Raw genomic sequence first — 24,020 nt, 5'->3', positions numbered from 1 at the left:
GATGAACATGGAACATACACCTACGATCCGCTCAAAGATAGAGACAGAATTGAAGCAAAGGGGCTATAGTTTTAGCAGTTTTAGTAAAATCTCTGGTATTAACCGTGGCACATTCAGTGCCATGCTGAACAGCAACCCACCCAAGCCGATCTCCGTTCGACAGATGGATCTGATTACTCAGGCGTTGGGTTATCCCGAAGGCTGGCTGTATGAGTTGTACATAGAAGAATGTTTTTATGAAGGGAAAGGGCACTGGAAGCGGATTAAGCCGTTTCTGTTGCGTTGTGTGGAGTTGGGGAGACAGGAATTCATCCAAAAGGTGTTGTCGAGGCTAACAGAGGACTTGTCCTATGTGCCGACCATATTCGAGCTTGCAGAAGAACTACACGCAGCAGGAAAGGAAAAGGAATCTGTCCCCTTTTACGAGTGTGTGGTAGAGAACGAAAGATATTACCACTCGGAACGACTAGCCATCAGCCAGTATAGACTATTTTCTTACTCTTTAAGCAAGGATTTAGAGAACAATTGCCAACTGGCTATTAAATTTGCTCCTTTTCGTAAGAATTTACCTGAGAATCATCAACTGGATGCTTTTTTAAAGCTGGCAAATGTATACTTTCAAGTTTATGACTGTGAGACAGCTATACAATACGCGAAAGAACTCGGAGTACTAGCCACAAATATTTATCAGCAGCAAGTTCAAGCGAGAATAAAAAATCGTGAAGTAAAATTTCTAAACACGGAAAGACATCTAATCGTGTATTATGGTCAAGCATATTTAATGCAAGGGAACATGCTTGAAAAACAAGGGCTATATGAAAAAGCTATGGGATTCATCCCTTTTTATGAAGATTTAATTGACTGTGACTGGCTAGATGAGCTTGGAATGCTAGAGGCGCGGAAATTTAAAATGTGGGCTAAAGCAAACCGTTTGAATTTAGAAATTCTAATGGGAGATATGACTAGATTACCCGCCTATGTTGAACTTATTAGGAAAAATCCTCAGGAAATATTACATGGGCTATTGACCATTATGGAATCGGCCAATAATTACAATCACTCTATAGACGATATTCTGCTCCTTTTTGAAGAAAATATTAATGAATTTAGGGACTTGCGTACAAATATTTCTTACTATCATACAAATTATAATCTGATGACCTATTCTCACTTTTTTCTTGAGATTAGTCGCTACTATTTTAATAAAGGGAGCTACTCTGAGGCGATCGACAGTATGTTGAATAGTCTCAAAGCATCCTCACAGTTAAATGATAAGGCTTACTATATCAAGTCCATCACATTATTGTTTGAGAAATATAAGGATCATTCGACACATGAACAGCGGACAGAATATGAAAAAGTGATTAAAGCAGTGGAGTGTAACATCAAGCAGATGACTTCTTAGAACATAAAAGGGCTATGTAACCTACTACTAAGGTAGAGTAACATAGCCCTTTTGAAATATTATGTTCATGACCAATCGGAAAATTTTTTTTTCGTTATTCGCTGGACTTATCGGGGTTACTTGCTGTAAGCCCGCTTTCTGAAGAGGTGAACAGTTCCTTCAATATCCGATATGCCTTATTTTGATCGGCTTCATTCTGCTTGGACAGTAAATGAACACATTCCCATATCCAAGGCTGACTTCGAAGTTCCTCATATGGGTTGAAGTCAAAAAATGCAAATACGTTTGTTTCCAGCGCTTCGGCTATTTTCTCCAAAGTTTTAATCTGTACATTGACCTCACCGCGCTCCAACTTGCCGATATAGGAACCTGTTGAATCGGATGCTTCCGCCAGTTGTTCTTGTGTAATACCACGCAACGTCCGAAATTGGCGGATTTTCGCTCCTATGAGTTTTGTTGTTTCCATAGACATCCACACTCCTATAGTATGAGTGTAGACAAAGGTAGATCAAGCGTGGAGGTAATTGCATTGCCTAAATGGTATAATAATAAGTTCTTATAAAGACTATTAAACACACATTAAATTCCAATAAATATTAAAACGGTGTAAAAAAGGGGTTGACCATCATCCAATTTATTCATATAATTTCTAGTATATTGTAATTGTTTGTCGAGGAGGGTGATTTAAAAAATCATCTGAATATGCCGGGGGGTGTTTTAATGGAAAATACAACCACGATTCGCTCGGAGATTGAAAAAGAATTAAAACTTGGTGGTTACACTTTTAATAGTTTTGGACAAGCTACGGGTCTTAATCGGGGCATATTTAGTGCTATGCTTAACGGAAATCCGCCTAAACCTATTTCCGTTAGACAAATGGATTTAATCACTAAGGCACTGAATTATCCCGAAGATTGGTTGTATGAATTGTATGTGGATGAATGCTTTTATGATGGAAGACCTCATTGGAAAAGGGTTAAACCATTTCTGATTCGTTGTGTTGAGGTAGGAAATCTGCGGTGCGTGGAGAAGGTGCTTTCACGGTTAATGGAGGATCTTAATCATATTCCAACGATCTTTGCTTTAGCAGAAGAACTTTACGAAGCAGGAAAGTTACAAGAGGCAATTCCCTTTTATGAGTGCGTGATTGAGAATGAAAAGTACCAGCACTCAGAACGCTTGGCGATTAGTCACTATAAATTGTTTGTTGCTTCGGTAGGCCAAGATATGGAGAGAAATTTGGAAGCCGTACTGAGATTTATTCCTTATCGAAATCGCTTACCAGAGAATTATCAATTAGATGGAATTTTAAAAATTATCAATACTTATTTTTACCTACATAAATGGGACAGCGTAGAGAAATATGGGGATGAGCTGTGGACTCTTGCCAAAACTGTTTATTTAAACCGATATGAGAATAATGCTAAAAGAAGAGTTAAAGATGACTTTAAAACAGAGAAAAATCTTGTTTTTTATTATGGATATGGTTACCTGTCTAAATCTACAGCTCTTCAGAAAATGGAAATGTTTGAGGAAGCACAATCCTATATACAAAACTATGCTGATTTAAGTTGGTTCAAGGGACTTAATTCGGAGGGGGAGCAGTATGTAAAGATGTTTAGTCTTTGGGCAAAGGCAAACTCTTATACACTGGATATGCTCTTAGGAAAGAGAGCGGTACTAGGTGAATATATTACTTTTCTCAATCAACACCCAGAAGAAAAATTATCTGGCCTTTTAACTATCTTAGAGTCAGCCAATATGTACAACTTTTCAGTAGATTATGTGCTTGAAAGTTTTTCAGCAGAGATTGATCAATTTAAATTTCTTGACGACGTAAAGAATAGAAACTATTATTGTTGTTTTTTATATCAAAGGGCAATTTATGAGTATAAGAATAGCAGCTTTGAAAAAGGCACAAACTATGTTCTGGACTGTCTTGCTTTATCATTAATTAGTCGGAATGATAGCGACTTTAAGCAATGTGTTGCATTGTTTGAAGTCTACAGAGAGTTTGTGACTAGTGAGCAAACGAAAAGATATGAAAATATAATTAAGGAGGTGAATATCTATGAAAAAAGGTTATTCCATGGTACTAGCCTTAGGTATTCTATTCTTTAGTATATTCCCTTTATATTATCCAATTAATGGAGAACATTCAGATAGAATTATATTATTTAATCATGGTATGGGTTGAGTTTCATAGATGGACAATAAGATTCATAAAAAAAGAGTTAACACTCTTTATGCCAATTCTCTCGGATTGGCTTTTTTGATTTATTCCGTTAAAGGGATGAAATGGGTTTTATTATATTATTAACCTGTGGGGAAGGTATCAGCTTGTAAACTAACTGTAAATACCATACCAAACAGGAGGTTTGTTGATGTGAAATTGAAAGAATTGGAGGATTGCATCGAAGAAAAGCGTAAGGAATTAAATGATTTGGCGAAAGAAGTGGGATTGAAGGATCGACAGGTGTTGACCAAGTCTATGGAGTTGGATCGGCTCCTTAATTTGTACAGCGATTGGAAATATAGCTATCACAAGCAGAGCATCTCCAAAACTTCACCAGTGCGAGAGAAGCAACACGAGTTTGCCTTATCTTATTGATTTTCCAGCATCATGACCAGGCTTTACCTAACTTCACCTTGGCTTCTAATACATAGTGGGAATATAGACTTAAACAAAATAACCTCCCTCATCTCTCGTACGTCGCTCTATACAACGCTGTTCGTACGGTTTATTGTTCTGCGTCATCAGAGCGGAAGCCATGTAGAACTATAAAATGTATACAAAAACCTCCCGGTTCACGTTGAGTGTGACTGAGGAGGTTTTTGGCATTTACTGTTGAAGCTGGCGCAGTACGGTAATTTCGACACGGCGGTTTTTTTGTCGTCCGGCCTCGGTGGTATTATCACCAACCGGTCGTGTATCGGCATAACCTGCGTATTGAAATTCTGTAGGAGATAATCCTTCTCTGTCTAGAAAGAATCGAAGCACGGATAGCGCCCGTGCCCCGGAAAGCTCCCAGTTGTCCTTGTAGGTCGAAGCGTTCGAAGAGCGTGTGAACGGAATATTGTCCGTATGGCCCTCGATGCTGATCGGCGTTTTCAAATCCCGGAACAGACTTGCCAGCTTGGATAACGTGTTTGCAGAGCCTTGCTTGAGTGCAGCCCTGCCCTGATCGAATAAAAAGCGGTCGTTCAGGGTGATGACAATACCACGTGGCTGATCGGATACGAAAATCTGACCTTGCAACTTATTATCCGAAATATATTGCTCAATGACGCTCATCAGATTTTGCAGTTCTTTTTCCTGCTTGCGAAATGCCTGCTCACGTTCGGTCAGTTTGGTCGGTCCGGCTGCTTTGTTATCGGATGAAGGTTGCTTGGTTGTGGGCGGATTCTTGCTTGTGTAACGGTCAGCAGTACCCGTAATCCCTGAACCTTGCTCCAAAATAGAATCGCCTTTATGGAACGTATCCTGTAGGGATTGAACAACGACATCGTATTTTTTCGCATCCAGGCTGCTCATAGCGTACATTACTACGAAAAAAATGAGCAGCAGTGTGATCAGATCGGCGTAAGTAATCATCCAGCGGTCACGATGGTCCCCGCCTCCTTGACGTTGGCGGCGCTTAGCGCGCGCTCTCATGGAAGTCCTCCTTTGGAGTAGCGTCCTCTGAACGTGAGCGACGAGGCGGCTTAGGCTCCAGATTTTGCTCTGAACGGATAAAGAACTCCAGTTTTTTGCGTACAAGCTTCGGATTCTCTCCGTTTTGAATGGCGAGAATGCCTTGCAGCAGTAAATCCATCGTGACCATTTCACCTTCGCTGCATGCTCTGATCTTGGATGCGATGGGCAGGAAAATCAGATTGGCGCTGGCAACGCCGTATAGTGTAGCGATAAAAGCGACGGCAATAGACGGTCCAAGCGCTGTCGGCTCGGTCAGGCTACCGAGTACATGGATCAGGCCCATCACAGTACCGATAATCCCCATCGTAGGGGCATAGCCGCCTGCAGATTCAAATATTTTGGCATATCCTTCGTACTTATGCTCAATGGTATCTAACTCGAGTTCCAGAATTTGTTTAATTTGTTCCTGCTCGGTTCCGTCAATGACCAGTTGAAGACCTTCGCGCAGAAATGCATTCGGATGTTCTGAGGAAATACGCTCCAGCGCAAGCACTCCGGATCGGCGGGAGGTGGCTGCCATGGAAACCAAATCTTCAATATATTGCTCGGAGAGGTTGTCCTCACGGCTAAAGGCCATCCGAAGGGCAGCTGGTATGGTCTTTAGTTTAGAGGCGGGGTAGCTGATGACCACTGCGGCGAGCGTTCCGCCAAACACAATCAGAGCCGATGTACCTTGAAGCAGCCCTGTAAATTGTCCGCCTTCCCATAAGAAGCCACCGATTAATGCTATGATTCCGGCGATGATGCCCAATACGATGGTGATATCCAAAATTTAATTCACTCCTATTCAAGACTTATCGTTTGCATCCAAGGAAAGAAAGAGGTATAATACGGGAACAAACATTCCTATCCAACCATATTTCCCAAGTATCATTGCTCGGGAAATATCGACATAGGTTTACAGGTAAAGACGTTTCAACTCGACTGTTGTAGAAACATGATGTTTCCATTTTAGACGATAAGGGTGATGCAGGGCAATGAGTGATATCGTTGTTAGCGATAAGACTTTTGAAATTCAGTCGGAATTCCAACCTCAAGGCGATCAGCCTCATGCCATTCTTGAATTGGTAGAGGGGATTACTAAAGGAAAAAAACATCAAACGCTGTTGGGTGCTACGGGAACAGGTAAGACGTTTACCATCGCACAGACGATTGCCAAATTGAATCGGCCTACTCTGGTTATTGCGCATAACAAGACTTTGGCTGCCCAACTGGCGAGTGAGTTTAAGGAGTTTTTTCCGAATAACTCAGTCGATTATTTTGTCAGTTACTATGATTACTACCAACCGGAAGCATACATTCCGTCTTCCGATACGTATATTGAGAAGGATTCCAGCATCAATGAGGAGATTGATAAACTTCGCCACTCAGCCACAAGCTCTCTGTTTGAGCGTCGTGACGTTATTATTGTAGCGAGTGTCTCCTGCATTTATGGTCTGGGTTCCCCGAAAGAATATTCAAGCCTGCTGCTCTCGCTTAGAGTCGGCATGGAGAAACCCCGCAATCAGATTTTGTCCCGCTTGGTCGATATTCAATATCAGCGGAACGATATCAACTTCGTGCGGGGTACTTTCCGTGTACGGGGGGATGTTGTTGAAATATTCCCGGCTTCCCATGGGGAACACGCTATACGGGTAGAACTGTTCGGGGATGAAATTGAACGGATCACCGAGATTAATGTGCTTACGGGTGAATTGATCGGTGAACGTGATCATATTGCCATTTTCCCTGCATCTCACTTCGTTACTCATGAGGATACGATGAAGGTAGCACTGGTCAACATTGAACGTGAGCTTGAAGAGCGGTTAGTGGAGCTGAAGGAACAGGGGAAGCTGCTGGAGGCACAACGTTTGGAGCAACGTACCCGCTATGATATCGAGATGATGAAAGAGGTCGGTTTTTGTTCCGGCGTCGAGAATTACTCAGGTCCACTGACATTCCGCGAGCGGGGGGCGACACCGTATACGCTGATGGATTATTTTCCGGATGATATGCTGATCGTGATTGATGAGTCTCATGTTACGTTGCCGCAGATTCGGGCGATGTATAATGGTGACCAAGCACGTAAGAATGTACTGGTGGACCATGGTTTCCGTCTGCCATCTGCGCTGGATAACCGCCCGCTGAAGTTTGAAGAGTTCGAGGACAAGGTGAGTCAGATCGTCTACGTATCAGCTACACCAGGCCCCTATGAGCTGGAGAAATGCGAAACGACTGTGCAACAGATCATCCGACCTACGGGGCTTCTTGACCCGATCATTGAGGTGCGGCCGAGCAAGGGACAGATCGACGATCTCATTAGCGAGATACGGCTTCGGATGGAGCGTGAGGAGCGGGTACTGGTCACCACGCTTACCAAGAAAATGTCTGAGGATCTGACCGACTATTTAAAAGAAGTGGGTATCAAGGTCCGATATATGCACTCCGAGATTAAGACACTGGAGCGGATGGCGATTTTACGTGATCTTCGTTTGGGTACCTTTGATGTCCTGATTGGAATCAATCTGTTGCGGGAAGGTCTGGATTTGCCAGAAGTATCACTGGTGACGATTTTGGATGCGGACAAGGAAGGCTTCCTGCGTTCCGAACGTTCGCTCATCCAAACCATTGGACGGGCAGCACGGAATAGCGATGGCCGTGTTATTATGTACGGTGACAAAATTACGGATTCTATGGATAAAGCGATAAAAGAAACCGAACGCCGCCGTGCGATTCAAATTCAGTATAATGAAGACCATGGCATTACCCCGCAAACGATTCGTAAAAAGATTCGTGATGTCATTGAAGCGACCAAGGTGGCCGAGGCGCGTAATGATTACCTTCCTGGTGAGACGGGTAAACTTTCCAAGAAGGAGCGTCAGTCGCTGATTCAGCGTTTGGAAGCGGAAATGAAGGATGCTGCCAAGAATCTTCAGTTCGAGCGCGCCGCCGAGTTGCGTGACGCTTTGCTGGAACTGCGGGCTGATTAAGCTTTCAGGGACGTCTAGTAGTGTGAACACATTGAAAATGAAATGGATGATTGCTTTTAAAAATAGCGAGGGCGGCCCATGTGGTCGTTCTCTTTGCGATATATCACTTGCATGGGGTATTCCATCGCAATATAGCATGACGTGAACTATGGCTAAGGAGATGAAACATTTGGCGAATGAAAGCATCATCATCAAAGGCGCTCGAGCGCATAATCTCAAAAATATTGACGTGACCATCCCTAGGGACAAATTTGTCGTCCTGACGGGGCTAAGTGGCTCAGGTAAATCGTCACTGGCTTTCGATACGATTTATGCAGAAGGACAGCGGCGTTATGTGGAGTCTTTATCCGCGTATGCGCGTCAATTCCTGGGACAGATGGAGAAACCGGATGTGGATTCCATTGACGGACTGTCTCCTGCGATTTCCATTGACCAAAAGACTACGAGCCGTAACCCGCGTTCTACCGTTGGTACGGTTACGGAGATTTATGACTATTTGCGGTTGCTGTTTGCTCGAATTGGTCACCCTCATTGTCCTGAACATGGCGTTGAAATTACATCACAAACGGTTGAACAAATGGTGGACCGCATTTTGCAATATCCTGAAAAGACAAGACTGCAAATTTTGGCTCCGTTGGTTTCAGGACGCAAAGGTGAGCATAAAACGCTGTTTGCGGATATTGCCAAGCAAGGCTTTGTACGGGTGCGTGTCAATGGCGAACTGCGTGAGTTATCCGAAAAGATCGAACTGGAGAAAAACAAGAAGCATTCCATTGAAGTGGTTGTAGACCGGATCGTGGTTAAGGAGGATGTGCGTACACGTCTGTCCGATTCTATTGAGACAGCATTGAACCTTTCGGGAGGTCAGTTGCTGGTGGACATGATGGGGCAAGAAGAGTTGCGTTTCAGTTCTAATTTTGCCTGTCCAATCTGTGGTTTCAGTATAGACGAGCTGTCGCCGCGGATGTTCTCTTTTAACAGTCCATTCGGTGCTTGCCCGGATTGTGACGGATTGGGCGTTAAAATGGTTGTCGACCCCGACCTGCTTATTCCTGACCCGGAGAAAAGTGTAGAAGATGGAGCATTTCAGGCGTGGAGTGGAGGAACCTCCACCTATTATCCGCAGTTTTTGCAGTCCGTATGCGAGCATTATAGTATTTCACAGAACATTCCTGTCAGCCAACTGACCACGGAACAAATGAACACCATATTACATGGAACAGGCGACCAGAAGATCCGGTTTCGTTATGAAAATGATTTTGGCCAACGCAAGGAAGCCTATGTGACCTTCGAGGGAATTATCCCGAATCTGGAGCGTCGCTATCGTGACACAGCTTCGGATGGTATCCGTGAGTTTATTGAAGGATTTATGAGCGCAAAGCCGTGTAACACCTGTAAGGGACATCGTTTGAAGAAAGAAACTCTGGCGGTGACTATTCAGGAGCGTAACATTGCCTATGTAACTGATTTGTCCATCGGCGAAGCGTCTCAATTTTTCAAAACGCTGGTGTTGAGTGAGAAGGAACAGTCCATTGCCAATCTCATTTTTAAGGAAATTAACAGCCGTTTGGGATTTCTCGTTAATGTTGGATTGGAGTACCTGACCTTAAGTCGTGCAGCGGGCACGTTATCCGGTGGTGAGGCACAACGTATCCGGTTGGCGACACAGATCGGTTCCAGCCTGATGGGTGTACTGTATATTTTGGACGAGCCAAGCATAGGGTTGCATCAGCGGGATAATGACCGCCTGATTAGTGCATTGGAGCATATGCGGAATCTGGGGAATACGCTGATTGTGGTGGAGCATGACGAAGATACGATGATGGCGGCCGACTATATTATTGATATCGGTCCGGGGGCCGGAATCCACGGCGGCATGATCATGTCACAGGGGACTCCGCAGGAAGTCATGGAAGACCCGAATTCCTTAACCGGGCAATATTTGAGCGGACGCAAGTTCATTCCGGTCAATACCGAACGGCGCAAGCCTACGGATAAGTGGCTGGAGGTCCGCGGGGCTAAGGAGAACAATCTCAAAAATTTGAATGTTAAAATCCCGTTAGGTATTTTCACGGCTGTTACTGGCGTATCCGGATCTGGGAAGTCAACGCTGGTCAACGAAATTCTATACAAAACGCTGGCGCGTGATCTGAACCGGGCCAGAGTGCGTCCAGGTCAACATAAGGAAATTCGCGGGCTTGAAAATATCGATAAGGTCGTTGAGATTGATCAGTCTCCGATCGGCCGCACGCCGCGTTCAAATCCTGCAACCTACACCGGGGTATTTGATGATATTCGTGATTTATTTTCAAAAACAAATGAGGCCAAGGTCCGAGGCTACCAAAAAGGTCGCTTTAGCTTTAACATTAAGGGTGGTCGTTGCGAGGCTTGCAAGGGCGACGGCATTATCAAGATTGAAATGCACTTTCTGCCGGATGTATACGTTCCGTGTGAAGTGTGTAAGGGCAAACGCTATAATCGGGAAACTCTTGAAGTGAAGTACAAAAGTAAAAGTATTGCCGATGTGCTGGAAATGACAGTAGAGGATGCGACAGAGTTTTTTGAAAATATTCCGAAGATTCATCGCAAGATTCAGACGCTGCTGGATGTAGGTTTGGGATATATCAAGCTGGGACAGCCTGCGACTACCTTGTCCGGGGGCGAAGCGCAGCGTGTGAAGCTGGCTTCCGAACTGTATCGTCGCAGCACGGGTAAGACGATTTACATTTTGGACGAGCCGACAACGGGTCTGCATGTTCACGATATTGACCGATTGCTGACGGTGCTGCATCGTTTGGTCGATTCGGGAGAAACAGTATTGGTCATTGAGCATAATCTGGATGTGATTAAAACAGCCGATTATCTGATTGATTTGGGACCGGAAGGCGGTAGCGGCGGTGGCACGATTTTGGCTACTGGGACACCTGAGCAGCTCGTGAAGGTCGAAGAATCCTATACAGGACGGTATTTGAAGCCGATCCTTGAACGGGATACACAGCGCAGCCAAGCGCTTCAGACAGCCGATCTGTAGACATCATTTTATGTAAGTCTTGTAAGCCCCACACAGGTATGGAGGCAGAATACGAATTACCGTATTCATTCCTTTGCCTTGGTGGGGCTTTATTTTGTAAAAAAAGAGAACTTTTATCCAAATCTTGCGTTAAAGCATGTGACACATAGTTTACCAAGCGCTGGAATAATAAATCTATACGTATATTCATCGGCAGAAAGTCTCGGAGCAGTCTCCATTTTGGAGTTTCAAATGTTTGGGCTCGGGCTTGAAGAGGTAAATATATAACTCATGATTGTATAGCATCGCATGAAGTTCCGTGCCCACGTGACAACCATTACAAGTTGAAGCGAAACCGTCTGTAGTCTTATCACATCTAAGGTTTTTAAAAACATCTCTGAGGTAAAGTCATGAAGGGAGCTGGAACGTTTGAAGGGAATGCGAAACGGGTTTCTACGTACACGTGTTTATTCATGGACAGCAGGAGTTGCTTTAGCGGCATTGGTCATGGGGTTTAGCGCTGTTCCGTCTTATGCATCCGAGGTGTCCGAGGTGGCTGTACCCAAGCAGGCTGAGATTGAAACAAGCGCGGCGATTGGAAGCTTTGAGGATGAAGGGAATCTACACAATTATATTCAGCCCGCAGCGAATGGTGGGTTTCTGGTACTGAACATCGAAGACAACACTGAGACAAGTGTGGTGCATGTCACGTACGGCAAGCTGGACAGCTCGCTGGAGGGTGTGTGGAAACATGAGCTGGATCTGAACGTGCAGCCTGGTGCAAGCAGTAGGGGAGTCCAGCGGGAGACGTCGGATGGTGGCTCGCTGCTGCTTATCGACTATACGAAGCCAGATGGGATACGGGAGTTACAGGCTTCACGGTTAGATGAGGACGGGAATAGCGTGTGGTCCAAAACGTTACAAATGGATGGCTTGGCATCCCATGGACAAAACTCCCTTATAGGTTTGGAACCGCTTGCGGACGGCGGATTTCTTGTTTCCTCTCTAAATCGGGATGAGCAAGCATTTACCATACTCAAATACTCAGAAGCTGGTGAGGAGCTGTGGAATCGAACGAAGGACGGGGTGACTTCGGGTTGGTTGGTTGGCAATCACGATGGATACTATGCACTTATGAACAGTCCTCATGGCCCGGTAGGAGTACAGGCAGATGTGTACGGACGGGAAATCCGTAACATCAATTTTGACCTGGGCTCTGGTAAAGACATTTCAGAAGTACGCGAGTTGCCTGGCGGCCATATTGCCGTGACAGGGCTTAAAGGGAGCAGCAAGCGTACACAGATTTTGAGCAACGGACTGCAATTGTTCGGTGATACAGAGGATTATCCGACTGACCGGGTATATCTGCCGGAGGAGCAGGTGTACGTTCGGTTTAGTGACCGATATGATCCGCTGGGAAGCACCACGAAGATGCATGGGATCACCATCACTGGCTTGAAAGGAAACGGTGCGAAGGTTTGGGAAACCACTACCCATTACAAGGAAGACAATTCCTTCGGCATCCGATATGACACAGGACTCATATACAAAATACCGATAGGCTATGCAGTGGTGACATCCACATCCGGTGGCGCTCATAAACCGGTAGTGCTTGATTTTGCAAAAATATGGATACCGGAATAATCCGGTGTCTTTTTTTTGAAAGCGCAGAAGATGACCTTTTGCAGCCATGTTTTGACCAAAAGGAAACAGCCTGCTTGTATGCGAGATACAAACAGGCTGCCTTGGAATGCCTATTAGGTTATGAGAACACATTAATAGAAGAGCTTTACTTACAAGCCTCAGGAAGCGACGGTGCTGGACTGCAAAATAGCAGATAGCTTTTCCTGAAAAGTCGGAATGCCTACTCGTTGTACATACGCATAAAAAGTTTCATCGGCGTTTCGATTTTCTTTGTAGAACAGAATCAGTTCTGCCAACACAGGGCCGACCTGATCACCACGTACGCGGCCTTTGAGCGCTTTATTGAACTGGGCACCCGGTCCGAGCGCTCCACCGACAGCAATGTCGAACGCGTCGACCATGCCTTCGGGTGTCTTAATAAGCGAGCCTTGCAGACCGATGTCTGCGATATGCTTGTGTCCGCAGGAATTCGGGCAGCCGATGAAATGAATGCGCACTTTTTCATCCAGCTCTACGTGCTGATCCAAATACTCGGCAACGTCAACCGCCCGCTTTTTAGTCTCCACAATCGCCAGATTGCAGAATTCATTCCCGGTGCATGAAACGGTACGGCTCATAAAATGCTTGGGCTGTGGCGTCAGACGTTGCAGCACAGGAGCCTGTAGTAATTCATCCACCTGGTCGTCCGGGACGCCGCTCAGCAAAATATTTTGCGACATGGTCGTACGAATCTGTCCATCACCGTAGCGATCAGCCAGGTTGGCCAGCTCATGCAGCTCGTCAGCATCCAGACGGCCTACGGGCACGTTCAGGCCGACATAGTTTAGACCCTGCTGCGCTTGTGGATGCACGCCGTCAAAATAAGCTGCTTGCCAGCCGATCGTTTTATCTTCGCCCCGGCCGGGCATTTCGCCGATATACTCGGTGAGCTTGGCTAAAAACTTTTCCGGGCCCCAATCGGCGATGAGGAATTTCAGGCGAGCATGGTGCCGTTTTTCCCGATAGCCGTAATCACGGAAAATGGTGGTGACTGCAATGGAAACCTTCAAAACTTCATCAGGACGGACAAACAGGTCCAGCGATTGCGCCAAATGCGGCTTGGCGGATAAGCCCCCACCGACCATCACATGGAAGCCGATGACTTCTTCCCCGTCGATTACTTTAGTGGCTGGCGTAAAGGACAAATCGTTAATTTCAGCCTGCGCGTTATTGTACGTATTACCGGAGATGGACATCTTGTATTTACGCGGCAGATTGGAGAAGTCCCGATTTAATACGAAAAAACGGTTGACTTCATCCACAATGTCCTTGGTGTCGACCAATTCATTCGGATCAATGCCTGCCAAAGGATTGCCAACAATTGTACGCGGGCAGTCGCCACAGGCTTCAAAGGAGTACAAATCGACTTTTTCCAGCCGCTCGAAAATATCGGGTAAGTCTTGAACCGTCAGCCAGTGAAACTGAATAGCCTGACGGGTGGTAACATCAACGAGACCGCGTCCGTACAGCGTGGCTATGTCTGCCAATGCATGTGCCTGCGCTGATGTCATGATACCTGTGTTGATGCGGACACGCATCATGAAATGGCCATCCTTGGGCTTTTGCTGATACACTCCGGCCCATTTGAAACGATCCATATCGTCCGCAGTGATCGAATCGAAGCCTTCGCTCGCATAGTTTTCGATAATGGTGCGTATGACGTCGAGGCCGTCCTTTTCCAGCTTGGCAAATTCGAATTTGTTCAGTTTATCGGGATGAGCGGTCCAGATTGGTTCGTAAGCCATCCTTTTAACCTCCTTCATAAGCGTTGTTTACAGGGATTCAAAGTTATACTTTTATTTCCGACAATAGAACTTAGATATAATGTGATGGTATCATAGTTGGAAGTGCCAGTAAACGAAGGAATGGCCCAAACGCTATAACGATTATTTATCGTTTTTGCTTATTTTCTTGATATAAGGATTTGGTAATTTTATAGTATAAATGACATGAGGGGTCATGTTAGCGGCAAACATAGCTTTTTTAGAAAAAGATAGGGCTAAAAGCGATTGTATGCGTGTCTCCTCTATGGTAGATTTGGACTAACTGATAGAACAGGGTCATGTTAGAGAGGAAAAGGTGAAACTATGCGTAAGATGGGGAAAAGGGCGGTCATACTGGCTTTGGGCAGCGCTTTGTGTGTATCTGGAACAGCAGGTGCAGCCGGCAGTGGAACTGCTTTGAAGGCAAAGGTCATTAACGGCGGGGTCTATGTCAATGTAGGCGATGTGAATAAAGCATTAGGAACCAGCGGCGCGTATAACAGCGCAAATGGTACATATACGTTATCGGCCGATCGTGTGCCGCAGGTGGTTAAAAACGTATCTCCCTCTGTGGTGGGCATCATCGGCCGCTCAGCAACGGGACAAGCCGTGGCAGGTGGAGATCGGTACAACCTTGCTCACGGCACAGGGGTCATCATTCGGACAGATGGATGGATTGTCACGAATGCGCATGTCATTGAAGGATTAAATGATGCTGTGGTCGTGACATCGGACGGTAAATCTTACAGTATTACAGATAGCTACAGCGATCCGGTCAGTGACCTGGCGTTGGTTAAAATCAAAGCAAGCTTCCTTAAACCTGCTACCCTAGCAGGCTCGCCGAATAATCTTCAGGTGGGAGAGCAGGTAGTGGCTATCGGAACGCCTATCTCTTTTTCCCTGCGTAATTCGGCAACTTCGGGTGTCGTCAGCGGATTGAACCGTGGCGTCAACGCTGCCTATCGACTTATCCAAAGCGATACTGCGATCAATCCTGGTAACAGTGGCGGTCCGCTTGTAAACCTCAAGGGTGAGGTAATCGGGATCAATACAATGAAATTTTCGGCTGTTGGTATTGAAAATATGGGCTTTTCGATTCCTTCGGATACGGTGAAATATGTGATTGCTCAATTTTTCAAGTATGGTGAGGTTCGGCGTGCCAGTCTTGGTCTAGGATTGGAAGAGAGCTGGTCGGCGATCGTGGGGCTGCCTACAGAGGACCCTTTGAAAGTCACAAAAATTACTTCGGCTAGTGCTGTTCAGGCCAAAATCAAGGAAGGCGACGAGCTGTATAGCATAAACGGTAAGCGTGTGGCTTCCGCTATCGACGTCAACGAGTTGCTTAAAAGCTATCAGCCTGGGCAGACGGTGAGCTTACTCATGCAGACAGACGGCGATATTGTAAAACGCAAGTTGGTACTGTCACAGGATAATGGCGAAATCTATGAATCTATTCAGGGCGGAGAGGATTCCGGGGACTCGGATGAGTCGGCTGGTGATGGCAATGTAGCGCCTTCCAAGGAAGCATCTGAGTCAGTCCAACAGGCGGCCGTTACAGGAAAGTAATTGAAAACGGAGCGTTATGATATCAAATATAGCTAGAGGGAGATTATTGTGAAGCATATTCAAAGAAAAATGATGCATAAGCTGGGAGCTGGCGCCGTTGCATTGTCCGTTCTGCTATCTGCTTTGCCAGCAGTTGCGGCGGACAGTGATAAAACGATCTTGGAGCTGCGTCTGCAAGGCGGCAGCAACACAGCCATCGTGAACGGCCAGAATGCAAGTATTGCCAAGCCCTATTCGAAAAGCGGTGCACTGATGGTTCCGGCTGGTGTGTTCAAAAAAGCATTTAACAGCAAAATTCGGCTGGCTGAAGATAATGTGGTCAAAATTAGTAGTGGCGCTCACGTCGTATCGCTGACCATCGGTAGCCGTACTGCCTGGGTGAGAGGTCACAAGGTGACACTTCCGGCTCCACCGGAAATGTCAGCAGGTATTCTGATGGTTCCATTGCGTCAAGTAGCAGAAGGTCTCGGGGGCAAGCTGGAGAAGAATGGTGCGGGAATTGTCATTCGGATGGAGGCGCAAGAAGAGGCAGGTAAGGTAGCGGAAGAGACGCCGAGCATCGATAATGATGAGGGCAAGACGCAGATCGGGAACAGCTACTACGATTGGTCCATGAACTATCCGACAGGACTGGTCATCGGTCAGGGTGGCGGGGATGAGAGCATCTCTACATTTATGGACGAGAATAGTGCGTATTATATGGAAGTGCATACGGCCTCACAGCCGGTTCCGTTGAATGCGGACGACCTTCTCCAACAATTGGTGCAAACCGCCAAGGAGACGGGAGAGATCGTTGTAGATCGAAAATCCTTCCCGAAATCGAAGGTACCTTATGCGCGTGTCATTACGAAGGATGGAGACGGCGTGCTGTGGGAGAACCGTCAGTATTATGACAACGGGCGGCTGTATGTCATTTATTTTTCCGATGCCAAAGCAACGAATTATAAGGATCTCGCACAGTATGCGGGTCTGTTAAATTCCTTCAAGACTTCCTTCAATGCACAGGATAAAAGCATTAAAGACCTGTCGACCGTTGTGGGGGGCACACGTGAGGCTGGAAACCCGGACTATGGTGTGTCGCTTAGCATACCGGCAGGTTGGAAAATGGACGATCAGCGGATGCAGTACGAAAGCAACGATGGATCAAGTTTCCGCTTGAAAGTGACCTCAGCTCCGGCTGATGCCAAGTTGGAAAACTGGAGCCGACAGCTGCAAAAGTGGCTGAGTGATTCATTTGTGTCTACAGCTTATGAGGCCCAGAAGACGTATCCACTTGAGGTTGCGGGGGTTCAGGGGCTGGTTCAGGAGTATCGATACAACTTTGGCGACGGATGGGTTAAGGAATACAATGTGCTGATTCAGCAAAATGGATACCGCTATCTGGCTGAATACGCTGTGCCGGAAAAAGTGAGCAAAGGGAATGATCAGTTCAATGCGCTCATTTCCTCGCTTCAAATCGATTTCCAAACTGTAGCGAGCAATTTCGGACAACTGGAAGAGGACGACTATCTGGCAGACAAAACGAAAACGGTCAAAAAGACTTCCAAAGCCTATGAGTACACGGTGAATATTCCACGATACTGGACAGCGATCAGTGACCAATTTGAATTGGGTGATGTGGAGTACCAGTTTACCGGAGGAAGCTTCTCCATCAAAGTCGATAATGACAAATCGTTCGAGTTAACGGTATCCCAGCTCAAGGACTTTTACGATAAGCAGGGTAAAAGCTACAAAAATCTCAAGGTTGAAGAGGTTAAGGACGTGACGTTCGCCGGGGTTTCGGCAGCTTCCTTTACATTCCACCGCGTGGAAGAAGGCATTGGCTATACAGGCCGCCAAATCGTTCTGGAGCGTGACGGAAAAACGTATACCGTGACAACGACGCTGAATGACGCGAACAATACGGGCGTTCAGTCTAATGCACTGGATTCAACGCTGAATTCGTTTATGTTTGTGAAATAGAGGGTGTAGGGAAAAGATTAGGCAGTTATGGTGGGAGAGCGCTACGCATGCCATTTGATCCTGCGATCGCTGTTGACCCGGGATTCTTTGATTGTATAAGGGATTGAATGGTAAAAATCCCGGGTCAAAGGCGAGCGCTGACGCTTCTCCGGATTCAAATGGCCCGCTTCGCTGGTGCCCACGATCAGAGTGCTAATCTTTTTAAAGAAGTGAGGTAAGCAGAAAGATCAAAGGCTGCTGTTTGCGTTATTTTAACATGCGAATTCTGCCTTACTTTATATAATCAGCACTTCCAATGTACCGTTTGACGGGATTGGAGGTGTTTTTTAGTATTTTTTAGTATGATATTTTTGAAGGAATCGCTTGGAAAGTGTAGAAGCTTGGGGCGCAGTCTGGTACACTAGATTAGTTACAAGATAGGAATGATTATGCCGCAGATTTGTGATGCGGATTTTTTGAGTTGGATGTAATTCATGCGAGGAACCGATGGTTCAGAGTGTGGATGATCGGACAAGATGATAGAAACAGATAGGATTTAAAAATGTGATTCTTAATAGACTTTGATTTCCCTGACTCAGCATGATCAGCTTTGGAATGAGTCGATGAATTCTCATAAGATTACCAAGTAAGCAGCATAGCTGCCCTGAAAACAACGATTAGCCAATGGGTGATCATTCGTTTTCAGCATATAGGGAGGACAATGATGAAATTAGCAGTACGAAGAGAAGATGTCGAGCTTCTGGCACCAGCCGGTGACTGGGATTGTATGCGTGCGGCGGTGGCGAATGGAGCCGATGCGATCTTTTTCGGGGTGGAAAAGTTCAACGCACGGGCGCGGGCGAACAATTTCCGTATGGATGAACTGCCTGAAATTATGGCGTTTTTGCATAGCTATGGGGTTAAGGGCTTTTTGACATTCAATATATTGGTGTTTGAAAACGAGCTGGAGGACGCCAAGGAGCTGGTCGATGCCTGCGTGGATGCAGGTGTGGATGCGTTGCTTGCTCAGGATATGGGCTTGGTGAAAATGATCCGCGATATTTCGCCGGATTTTCCCATCCATGGCTCTACCCAGATGACGATTACCTCGCCAGAGGCAGTAGAGTTTACAAAACCGTACAACATTGAGCGGGTCGTGCTCGGACGTGAAAATAACTTGAAACAGATTCAAAAAATAGGTGAGCAAGCGAGACTTCCAATGGAAGTATTCGTGCATGGCGCGTTATGCGTATCCTACTCGGGTCAATGCTTGACTTCTGAAATGTGGGGCGGACGCTCTGCGAACCGTGGCGAATGCGCACAGGCATGCCGTTTGCCTTACGATCTGATGGTGGATGGTGTGCAAAAGCCGATGGCTGATGTGACTTATCTGCTGTCACCTAAGGACTTGGCTGCCATTGATCTGCTGCCGGAGTTGATTGGCGCAGGTGTCATTTCTTTTAAAATCGAAGGACGACTGAAAACGCCTGAATATGTAGCCAACGTGGTCAGCAAGTACCGTAAGGCGATTGATAAGTATTTTGAAGGTGACACTTCCAAGACCAGCAAAGAAGATATCCGCGAGCTTCAGCAAAGCTTTTCACGCGGCTTTACGCACGGGTTTCTGGAAGGAACGAATAATAAGAAGCTGGTTGACGGTACGTTCCCGAAAAGCCGGGGTGTTTATCTGGGGCGGGTAGAACAAATCCTTCGTGACGGCGTAGTATGCCGTATTGATGCACCGCTGAAGCGTGGCGACGGTATTGTATTCGATGCGGGAGATCCCACGCAAAAAGAAGAAGGCGGACGCGTATACGATATCCGTCGCAAGGGTGTAAAGATCGAGGGCGAAGCCGGAGAAGGCTGGATTATCGACATCGTAGCGGGACGCAACGATGTCGATCTGCGCCGTGTACATGTCGGCGACCGTATTTGGAAGACCAACGACCCGGCGCTGGACAAGCGTCTGCGCCAGACGTACGACACCGACAAGCCGTACCGCGTCTTCCCGGTACAAGTGCGTGTCAGCGGCTCTCCAGGGCAGCCGCTGTCGACCTGGTGGACCGATGTGCAGAAAGGCACGACGGTCCGTGTGGATTCCGAGCTGGAACTTGAAATCGCCCAGAAGCGGCCAATGACGCGCGAACTGCTCGAAGAACAGTTCGGCCGACTGGGCGGAACGGTGTTCCAGCTGGAGGAGCTGGACGTCCACCTGCATGGGGACGTCATCGTGCCGATGCGCGAGCTGAACAGCATCCGCCGTCAGGCGGTGGAATTGCTCGCGGGCGAGCGCCCCAAACCGCCCGTGTACACGAAGCAGGCGGTAGAGGTGTATGGCGATGCATCGGTTCCCGCATCGCCAGTGGCACGCGGTCAGGCAGAACTGACCGCGCTGTGCCGCAGCCTCCCGCAGGTTGAGGCTGCGCTGGAGGCCGGTGTGGAGTTCATTTACGCCGACTTCGAGTTCATCAAGCAATTCCCGGCAGCCGTGGAGGCTGTACACGCCGCAGGGCGTCGAATTGCGCTGGCGACCCCGCGTATTCACATGCCGGGTGAAAACGGCTACCACAACAACATCCTGCGCCTGAAGCCAGATGCTGTACTGGTGCGCAATCCGGGGGCGCTGTATTTCTACATGCGTCATCGGTTGGAAAATCCGGACGCACACCATCCGAAATTGATCGGTGACTTCTCGCTGAATGTCGCCAACCACAAAGCGGCTGATCTGTTCCTGGATTCAGGCTGTGACCTGGTTACGCCGTCGTACGACCTGAATATCCAGCAAATGGTCGATATGCTCAGACGCACGCGTACCGATAAGCTGGAGATCGTGATTCAGCAGCATATGCCGATGTTCCATACCGAACATTGCGTATACTGCACCTTCATGAGCGAAGGCACGGACTATACCAACTGCGGACGTCCGTGTGAGGACCATCACGCATCCCTGCGCGACCGGATTGGTATGTCTCACCCCGTTCGCGTGGATGAAGGCTGCCGCAACACGGTATACAACGCCATTGAGCAATCAGGTGCCGAGTACCTGTCCAACTTTATGGAGCTGGGTGTGTCCCGTTACCGCGTGGAGTTTCTTGAGGAGACCCCGGAGCAGGTACAAGAGGTGATTGACCTCTACAACCGTGCCTTGCGCGGAGAGATCAGCGGTACGCAGGTTTGGAAGACGCTTAAAGCGACGAATCAGTTGGGTGTTACACGCGGGCAACTGGTAAAGTAAAAGGATGTTATAGGTTATGACAGCATATTTAGATCAGCTTTGATAATTGAACGTAGAAAAAGTGAAAAAATAGAGTATGTGCCTCGAGAGCACATACTCTATTTTTTTCAGCGAGTTTATTTTAATTACTATGAACCTCGTATCGTTATACTTTTTGGGCTTCCTTTTTTCTGGAAAAAACAATGAACTTTTGTCCAACATAATTAATTAAGGTATAAAATATATTCCCGATTAGTATGGACAGATTGCCTAGAATTTCGGTGTTTTTGATGCTCAAACTTGAGATAAGGAAGTGGCTGATTAAATAGCTGAGACAATACGATAATAAATAGCATATCAATATGATAAAGACAAATCTCCAAATGGTCTGTCCATGGCTTGCATTGTTTTTGAAAGTAAATCTTTTGTTTAGGAAATAGCTTACAGTGGCACCTACAGAATTACCAATAAAGGTGGATAACCAGTAGTTAGTCCCTAAAGTGTTAAAGAGCAGGAACATGACGGACATACCGCATATTGTATTCAAAACACCTACGACAAGAAAACGGAAAAAGCTATTCTGAAATAAAGTCAAATTAGTCACCTGTTCGCATCTGTTTATTGGACAGCCACAGCTTCCCTTTCACTATTTTTCACTTTTTTTGTTTTTTCAGTATCTAAGGTACTCTGGGAATCTAAAATTGTCTCAATAATATATTTGGGTCTTTGTTTTACCTCTTTGTATATTTTGCCGATATACTCGCCAATGAGCCCTAGTGCTACAAGTTGCAGACCACCTATAAACCAGATGGACAACATTAAAGAAGACCAGCCCCAGACAGTGGTTCCAAGGAGCTTGCTAATAATGGTATACACTGTTATCAATAAACTTATTCCAAACATTGAGAAACCTACAGCAGAAATAAGTCGAATTGGGGTTATGCTAAATGAAGTTATCCCATCGAAAGCAAAAGCGAGCATTTTCTTTAAAGGATATTTGGACTCTCCTGCAAAGCGTTCATGTCGATCGTAATAAACTTCAGTAGACTTATATCCTATTAACGGGACTAGACCACGTAAAAAGAGATTAACCTCTTTAAAATTGCTTAGTTCCTGCAGAACTCGTTTGCTCATTAAACGGTAGTCCGCATGATTGTATACGATGTTGACTCCCATTTTACTCATAACACGATAGAAGCCTTGAGCAGTTGAACGCTTGAAGAATGTATCAGTGGATCTACTTTCTCGAACCCCATATACGATGTCGTAACCTTCATTGAATTTTATTATAAATTCTCTGATGGCATTGAGATCATCCTGCAGGTCCGCGTCAACGGATATCACGCAATCAGATGTTTCTTTAGCTTCCATTAACCCAGATAATAAAGCGTTTTGATGACCCGCATTTTTCGCCAATTTGAGACCACTGACAAAAGGATTATTCTGATTATATGATGCTATGATTTCCCATGTTTTATCACGGCTACCATCATCAACAAACAACATCTTACTATGTTTAGAAATGAGCTGGCACTCTACCAACTCCTCAAGAATTACCGTAAGCCTGCTTATGGTTTCAGGCAATACTTCTTCTTCGTTAAAACAGGGAATAACTAACGTTAAAACAGGGTTACTGATTATTAAATCCAAAGAACTCTCTCCTCAAATTTTGGCTTATCTGGTACTCATATTTCTATCTTTTTTAGTTTATAATATGGTTTACTTGAATTATATAACATTGCAATGACTAAGTGCTATAATAAACTATTAGCAATTTACAACGCTACTCAAATTATTGAATAATTTAGTAAGTTTTGTTGAAAAGGAGTTTAACCCATGAAAATCCGTAAAGCGATTATTCCTGCTGCGGGATTAGGAACCCGTTTTCTACCTGCTACCAAAGCGATGCCTAAGGAGATGCTTCCGATTGTAGATAAGCCAACCATTCAATATATTATTGAAGAGGCTGTAGCATCTGGGATTGAAGATATTATTATCGTAACAGGTAAAGGTAAAAGAGCGATTGAGGATCATTTTGATTACTCATTTGAACTGGAGCATAATCTGGCCGCCAAGGAAAAATGGAATCTGCTCAATGAAGTGCGCAAGCCATCAGAAATGGCAGACATACACTACATCCGTCAAAAGGAGCCCAAAGGTTTAGGTCACGCAATATGGTGTGCACGTAAATTCATAGGGGATGAGCCTTTTGCTGTACTTTTAGGTGATGACATCGTTGAGTCTGAGAATCCATGTCTCAAACAGATGATCGACGTTTTCGACGAGTATCAGCGCTCTGTTGTAGGTGTAAAGCAAGTGGATTGGAACGAGGTTCATCGTTACGGGATTGTTGAGGGTCATGCACTTACCACCAAAATCTCGGAAGCAGAACGTCTGGTAGAAAAGCCGAAAAAGGAAGAAGCAACCTCCAACTTGGCGATCATGGGACGCTATATCTTGACGCCCGATATTTTTGATATCCTTGGGCAGCAATCCGCTGGAGTAGGCGGGGAGATTCAATTGACGGATGCATTGTCCAAACTGGGTGAAAAGAATCCGATCCTGGCCTACGAATTTGATGGCAATCGCCATGACGTTGGAGAAAAGTTGGGGTTCATTGAAACAACCATCCATTATGCCCTGCAGCATAACGAAATCAAGGATGAAGTGCTGGCTTATATGAGACGGGTTATTGAAAAGATTGACCAACAAAAATAAACATCTCACCAAACCACTCTTTCTCAAAATGAAAAAAGAGACTACCGGATGATA

Annotated in this window: 16 protein-coding genes; 10 read left to right on the top strand and 6 right to left on the bottom strand. The window is 45.9% G+C overall.

Annotated elements, in window-relative coordinates:
- Positions 1–7 precede the first annotated feature (7 nt).
- Positions 8–1,405, top strand: a complete 1,398-nt coding sequence (locus tag QD47_RS15040) for a helix-turn-helix domain-containing protein (RefSeq protein WP_044646904.1) — start codon at positions 8–10, stop codon at positions 1,403–1,405.
- Positions 1,406–1,499: 94 nt separating this feature from the next.
- Here the strand turns inward: QD47_RS15040 and QD47_RS15035 are convergent, their stop codons facing one another.
- A complete protein-coding gene (locus tag QD47_RS15035) occupies positions 1,500–1,871 on the bottom strand; it encodes a helix-turn-helix domain-containing protein (RefSeq protein ID WP_044646903.1) in 372 nt (123 codons plus the stop codon).
- A gap of 254 nt (positions 1,872–2,125) precedes the next feature.
- On the opposite strand from QD47_RS15035, the gene QD47_RS15030 reads away from it, so the two are divergent.
- Both QD47_RS15030 and QD47_RS15025 read left to right on the top strand, forming a co-directional pair.
- A complete protein-coding gene (locus QD47_RS15030) occupies positions 2,126–3,526 on the top strand; it encodes a hypothetical protein (protein WP_044646939.1) in 1,401 nt (466 codons plus the stop codon).
- Positions 3,527–3,791: 265 nt separating this feature from the next.
- Entirely contained in the window at positions 3,792–4,016 is a 225-nt protein-coding gene (locus tag QD47_RS15025) for an aspartyl-phosphate phosphatase Spo0E family protein (RefSeq protein ID WP_044646902.1), read from the top strand.
- 231 nt (positions 4,017–4,247) lie between these two features.
- Here QD47_RS15025 and QD47_RS15020 read toward each other — a convergent pair whose 3' ends face one another.
- Positions 4,248–5,060, bottom strand: a complete 813-nt coding sequence (locus tag QD47_RS15020; protein WP_044646901.1) for an OmpA/MotB family protein — start codon at positions 5,058–5,060, stop codon at positions 4,248–4,250.
- Complete coding sequence (locus QD47_RS15015; RefSeq protein WP_044646900.1) at positions 5,044–5,871, bottom strand: flagellar motor protein; 828 nt, start codon at positions 5,869–5,871, stop codon at positions 5,044–5,046. Before QD47_RS15015 ends, QD47_RS15020 begins: the two co-directional genes overlap by 17 nt.
- A gap of 208 nt (positions 5,872–6,079) precedes the next feature.
- Between QD47_RS15015 and uvrB the strand changes: the two genes are divergently transcribed.
- From uvrB to QD47_RS14995, 3 genes are all read left to right on the top strand, one after another.
- Positions 6,080–8,071 carry an excinuclease ABC subunit UvrB gene (uvrB, locus tag QD47_RS15010; protein ID WP_044646899.1) on the top strand — a complete coding sequence of 664 codons (1,992 nt, stop codon included), beginning with the start codon at positions 6,080–6,082 and terminating at the stop codon, positions 8,069–8,071.
- 169 nt (positions 8,072–8,240) lie between these two features.
- The gene (uvrA, locus tag QD47_RS15005) at positions 8,241–11,102 is read left to right on the top strand and encodes an excinuclease ABC subunit UvrA (protein ID WP_044646898.1); all 2,862 of its coding nucleotides are present in this window, start codon (positions 8,241–8,243) and stop codon (positions 11,100–11,102) included.
- Positions 11,103–11,519: 417 nt separating this feature from the next.
- On the top strand, positions 11,520–12,725 hold the full coding sequence (locus tag QD47_RS14995; protein WP_235332272.1) for a hypothetical protein: 1,206 nt from the start codon (positions 11,520–11,522) through the stop codon (positions 12,723–12,725).
- 158 nt (positions 12,726–12,883) lie between these two features.
- On the opposite strand, the gene QD47_RS14990 is transcribed toward QD47_RS14995, so the two are convergent.
- Positions 12,884–14,509 carry a nitrite/sulfite reductase gene (locus QD47_RS14990; protein ID WP_044646895.1) on the bottom strand — a complete coding sequence of 542 codons (1,626 nt, stop codon included), beginning with the start codon at positions 14,507–14,509 and terminating at the stop codon, positions 12,884–12,886.
- Between the two features lie 342 nt (positions 14,510–14,851).
- On the opposite strand from QD47_RS14990, the gene QD47_RS14985 reads away from it, so the two are divergent.
- From QD47_RS14985 to QD47_RS14975, 3 genes are all read left to right on the top strand, one after another.
- Positions 14,852–16,093, top strand: a complete 1,242-nt coding sequence (locus QD47_RS14985) for a S1C family serine protease (RefSeq protein WP_044646894.1) — start codon at positions 14,852–14,854, stop codon at positions 16,091–16,093.
- Between the two features lie 48 nt (positions 16,094–16,141).
- Complete coding sequence (locus tag QD47_RS14980) at positions 16,142–18,055, top strand: stalk domain-containing protein (RefSeq protein ID WP_044646893.1); 1,914 nt, start codon at positions 16,142–16,144, stop codon at positions 18,053–18,055.
- A 703-nt stretch (positions 18,056–18,758) separates the two neighbouring features.
- Positions 18,759–21,269 (top strand): U32 family peptidase, encoded by a 2,511-nt coding sequence (locus QD47_RS14975; RefSeq protein ID WP_200893445.1) that lies wholly within the window; start codon positions 18,759–18,761, stop codon positions 21,267–21,269.
- A 145-nt stretch (positions 21,270–21,414) separates the two neighbouring features.
- Here the strand turns inward: QD47_RS14975 and QD47_RS14970 are convergent, their stop codons facing one another.
- Positions 21,415–21,852: a GtrA family protein gene (locus QD47_RS14970; RefSeq protein ID WP_268794251.1), complete on the bottom strand. Its 438-nt coding sequence runs from the start codon at positions 21,850–21,852 to the stop codon at positions 21,415–21,417.
- Between the two features lie 14 nt (positions 21,853–21,866).
- Positions 21,867–22,898 carry a glycosyltransferase family 2 protein gene (locus QD47_RS14965; protein WP_052646778.1) on the bottom strand — a complete coding sequence of 344 codons (1,032 nt, stop codon included), beginning with the start codon at positions 22,896–22,898 and terminating at the stop codon, positions 21,867–21,869.
- Between the two features lie 186 nt (positions 22,899–23,084).
- Between QD47_RS14965 and galU the strand changes: the two genes are divergently transcribed.
- Positions 23,085–23,966: a UTP--glucose-1-phosphate uridylyltransferase GalU gene (gene galU, locus QD47_RS14960; protein ID WP_044646890.1), complete on the top strand. Its 882-nt coding sequence runs from the start codon at positions 23,085–23,087 to the stop codon at positions 23,964–23,966.
- The last annotated feature ends 54 nt before the right edge of the window (positions 23,967–24,020 follow it).

The sequence above is a fragment of the Paenibacillus terrae genome (genome assembly GCF_000943545.1).
Taxonomy (GTDB): Bacteria; Bacillota; Bacilli; order Paenibacillales; family Paenibacillaceae; genus Paenibacillus; species Paenibacillus terrae_A.
This window is presented reverse-complemented; position numbering and strand designations above follow the sequence as displayed.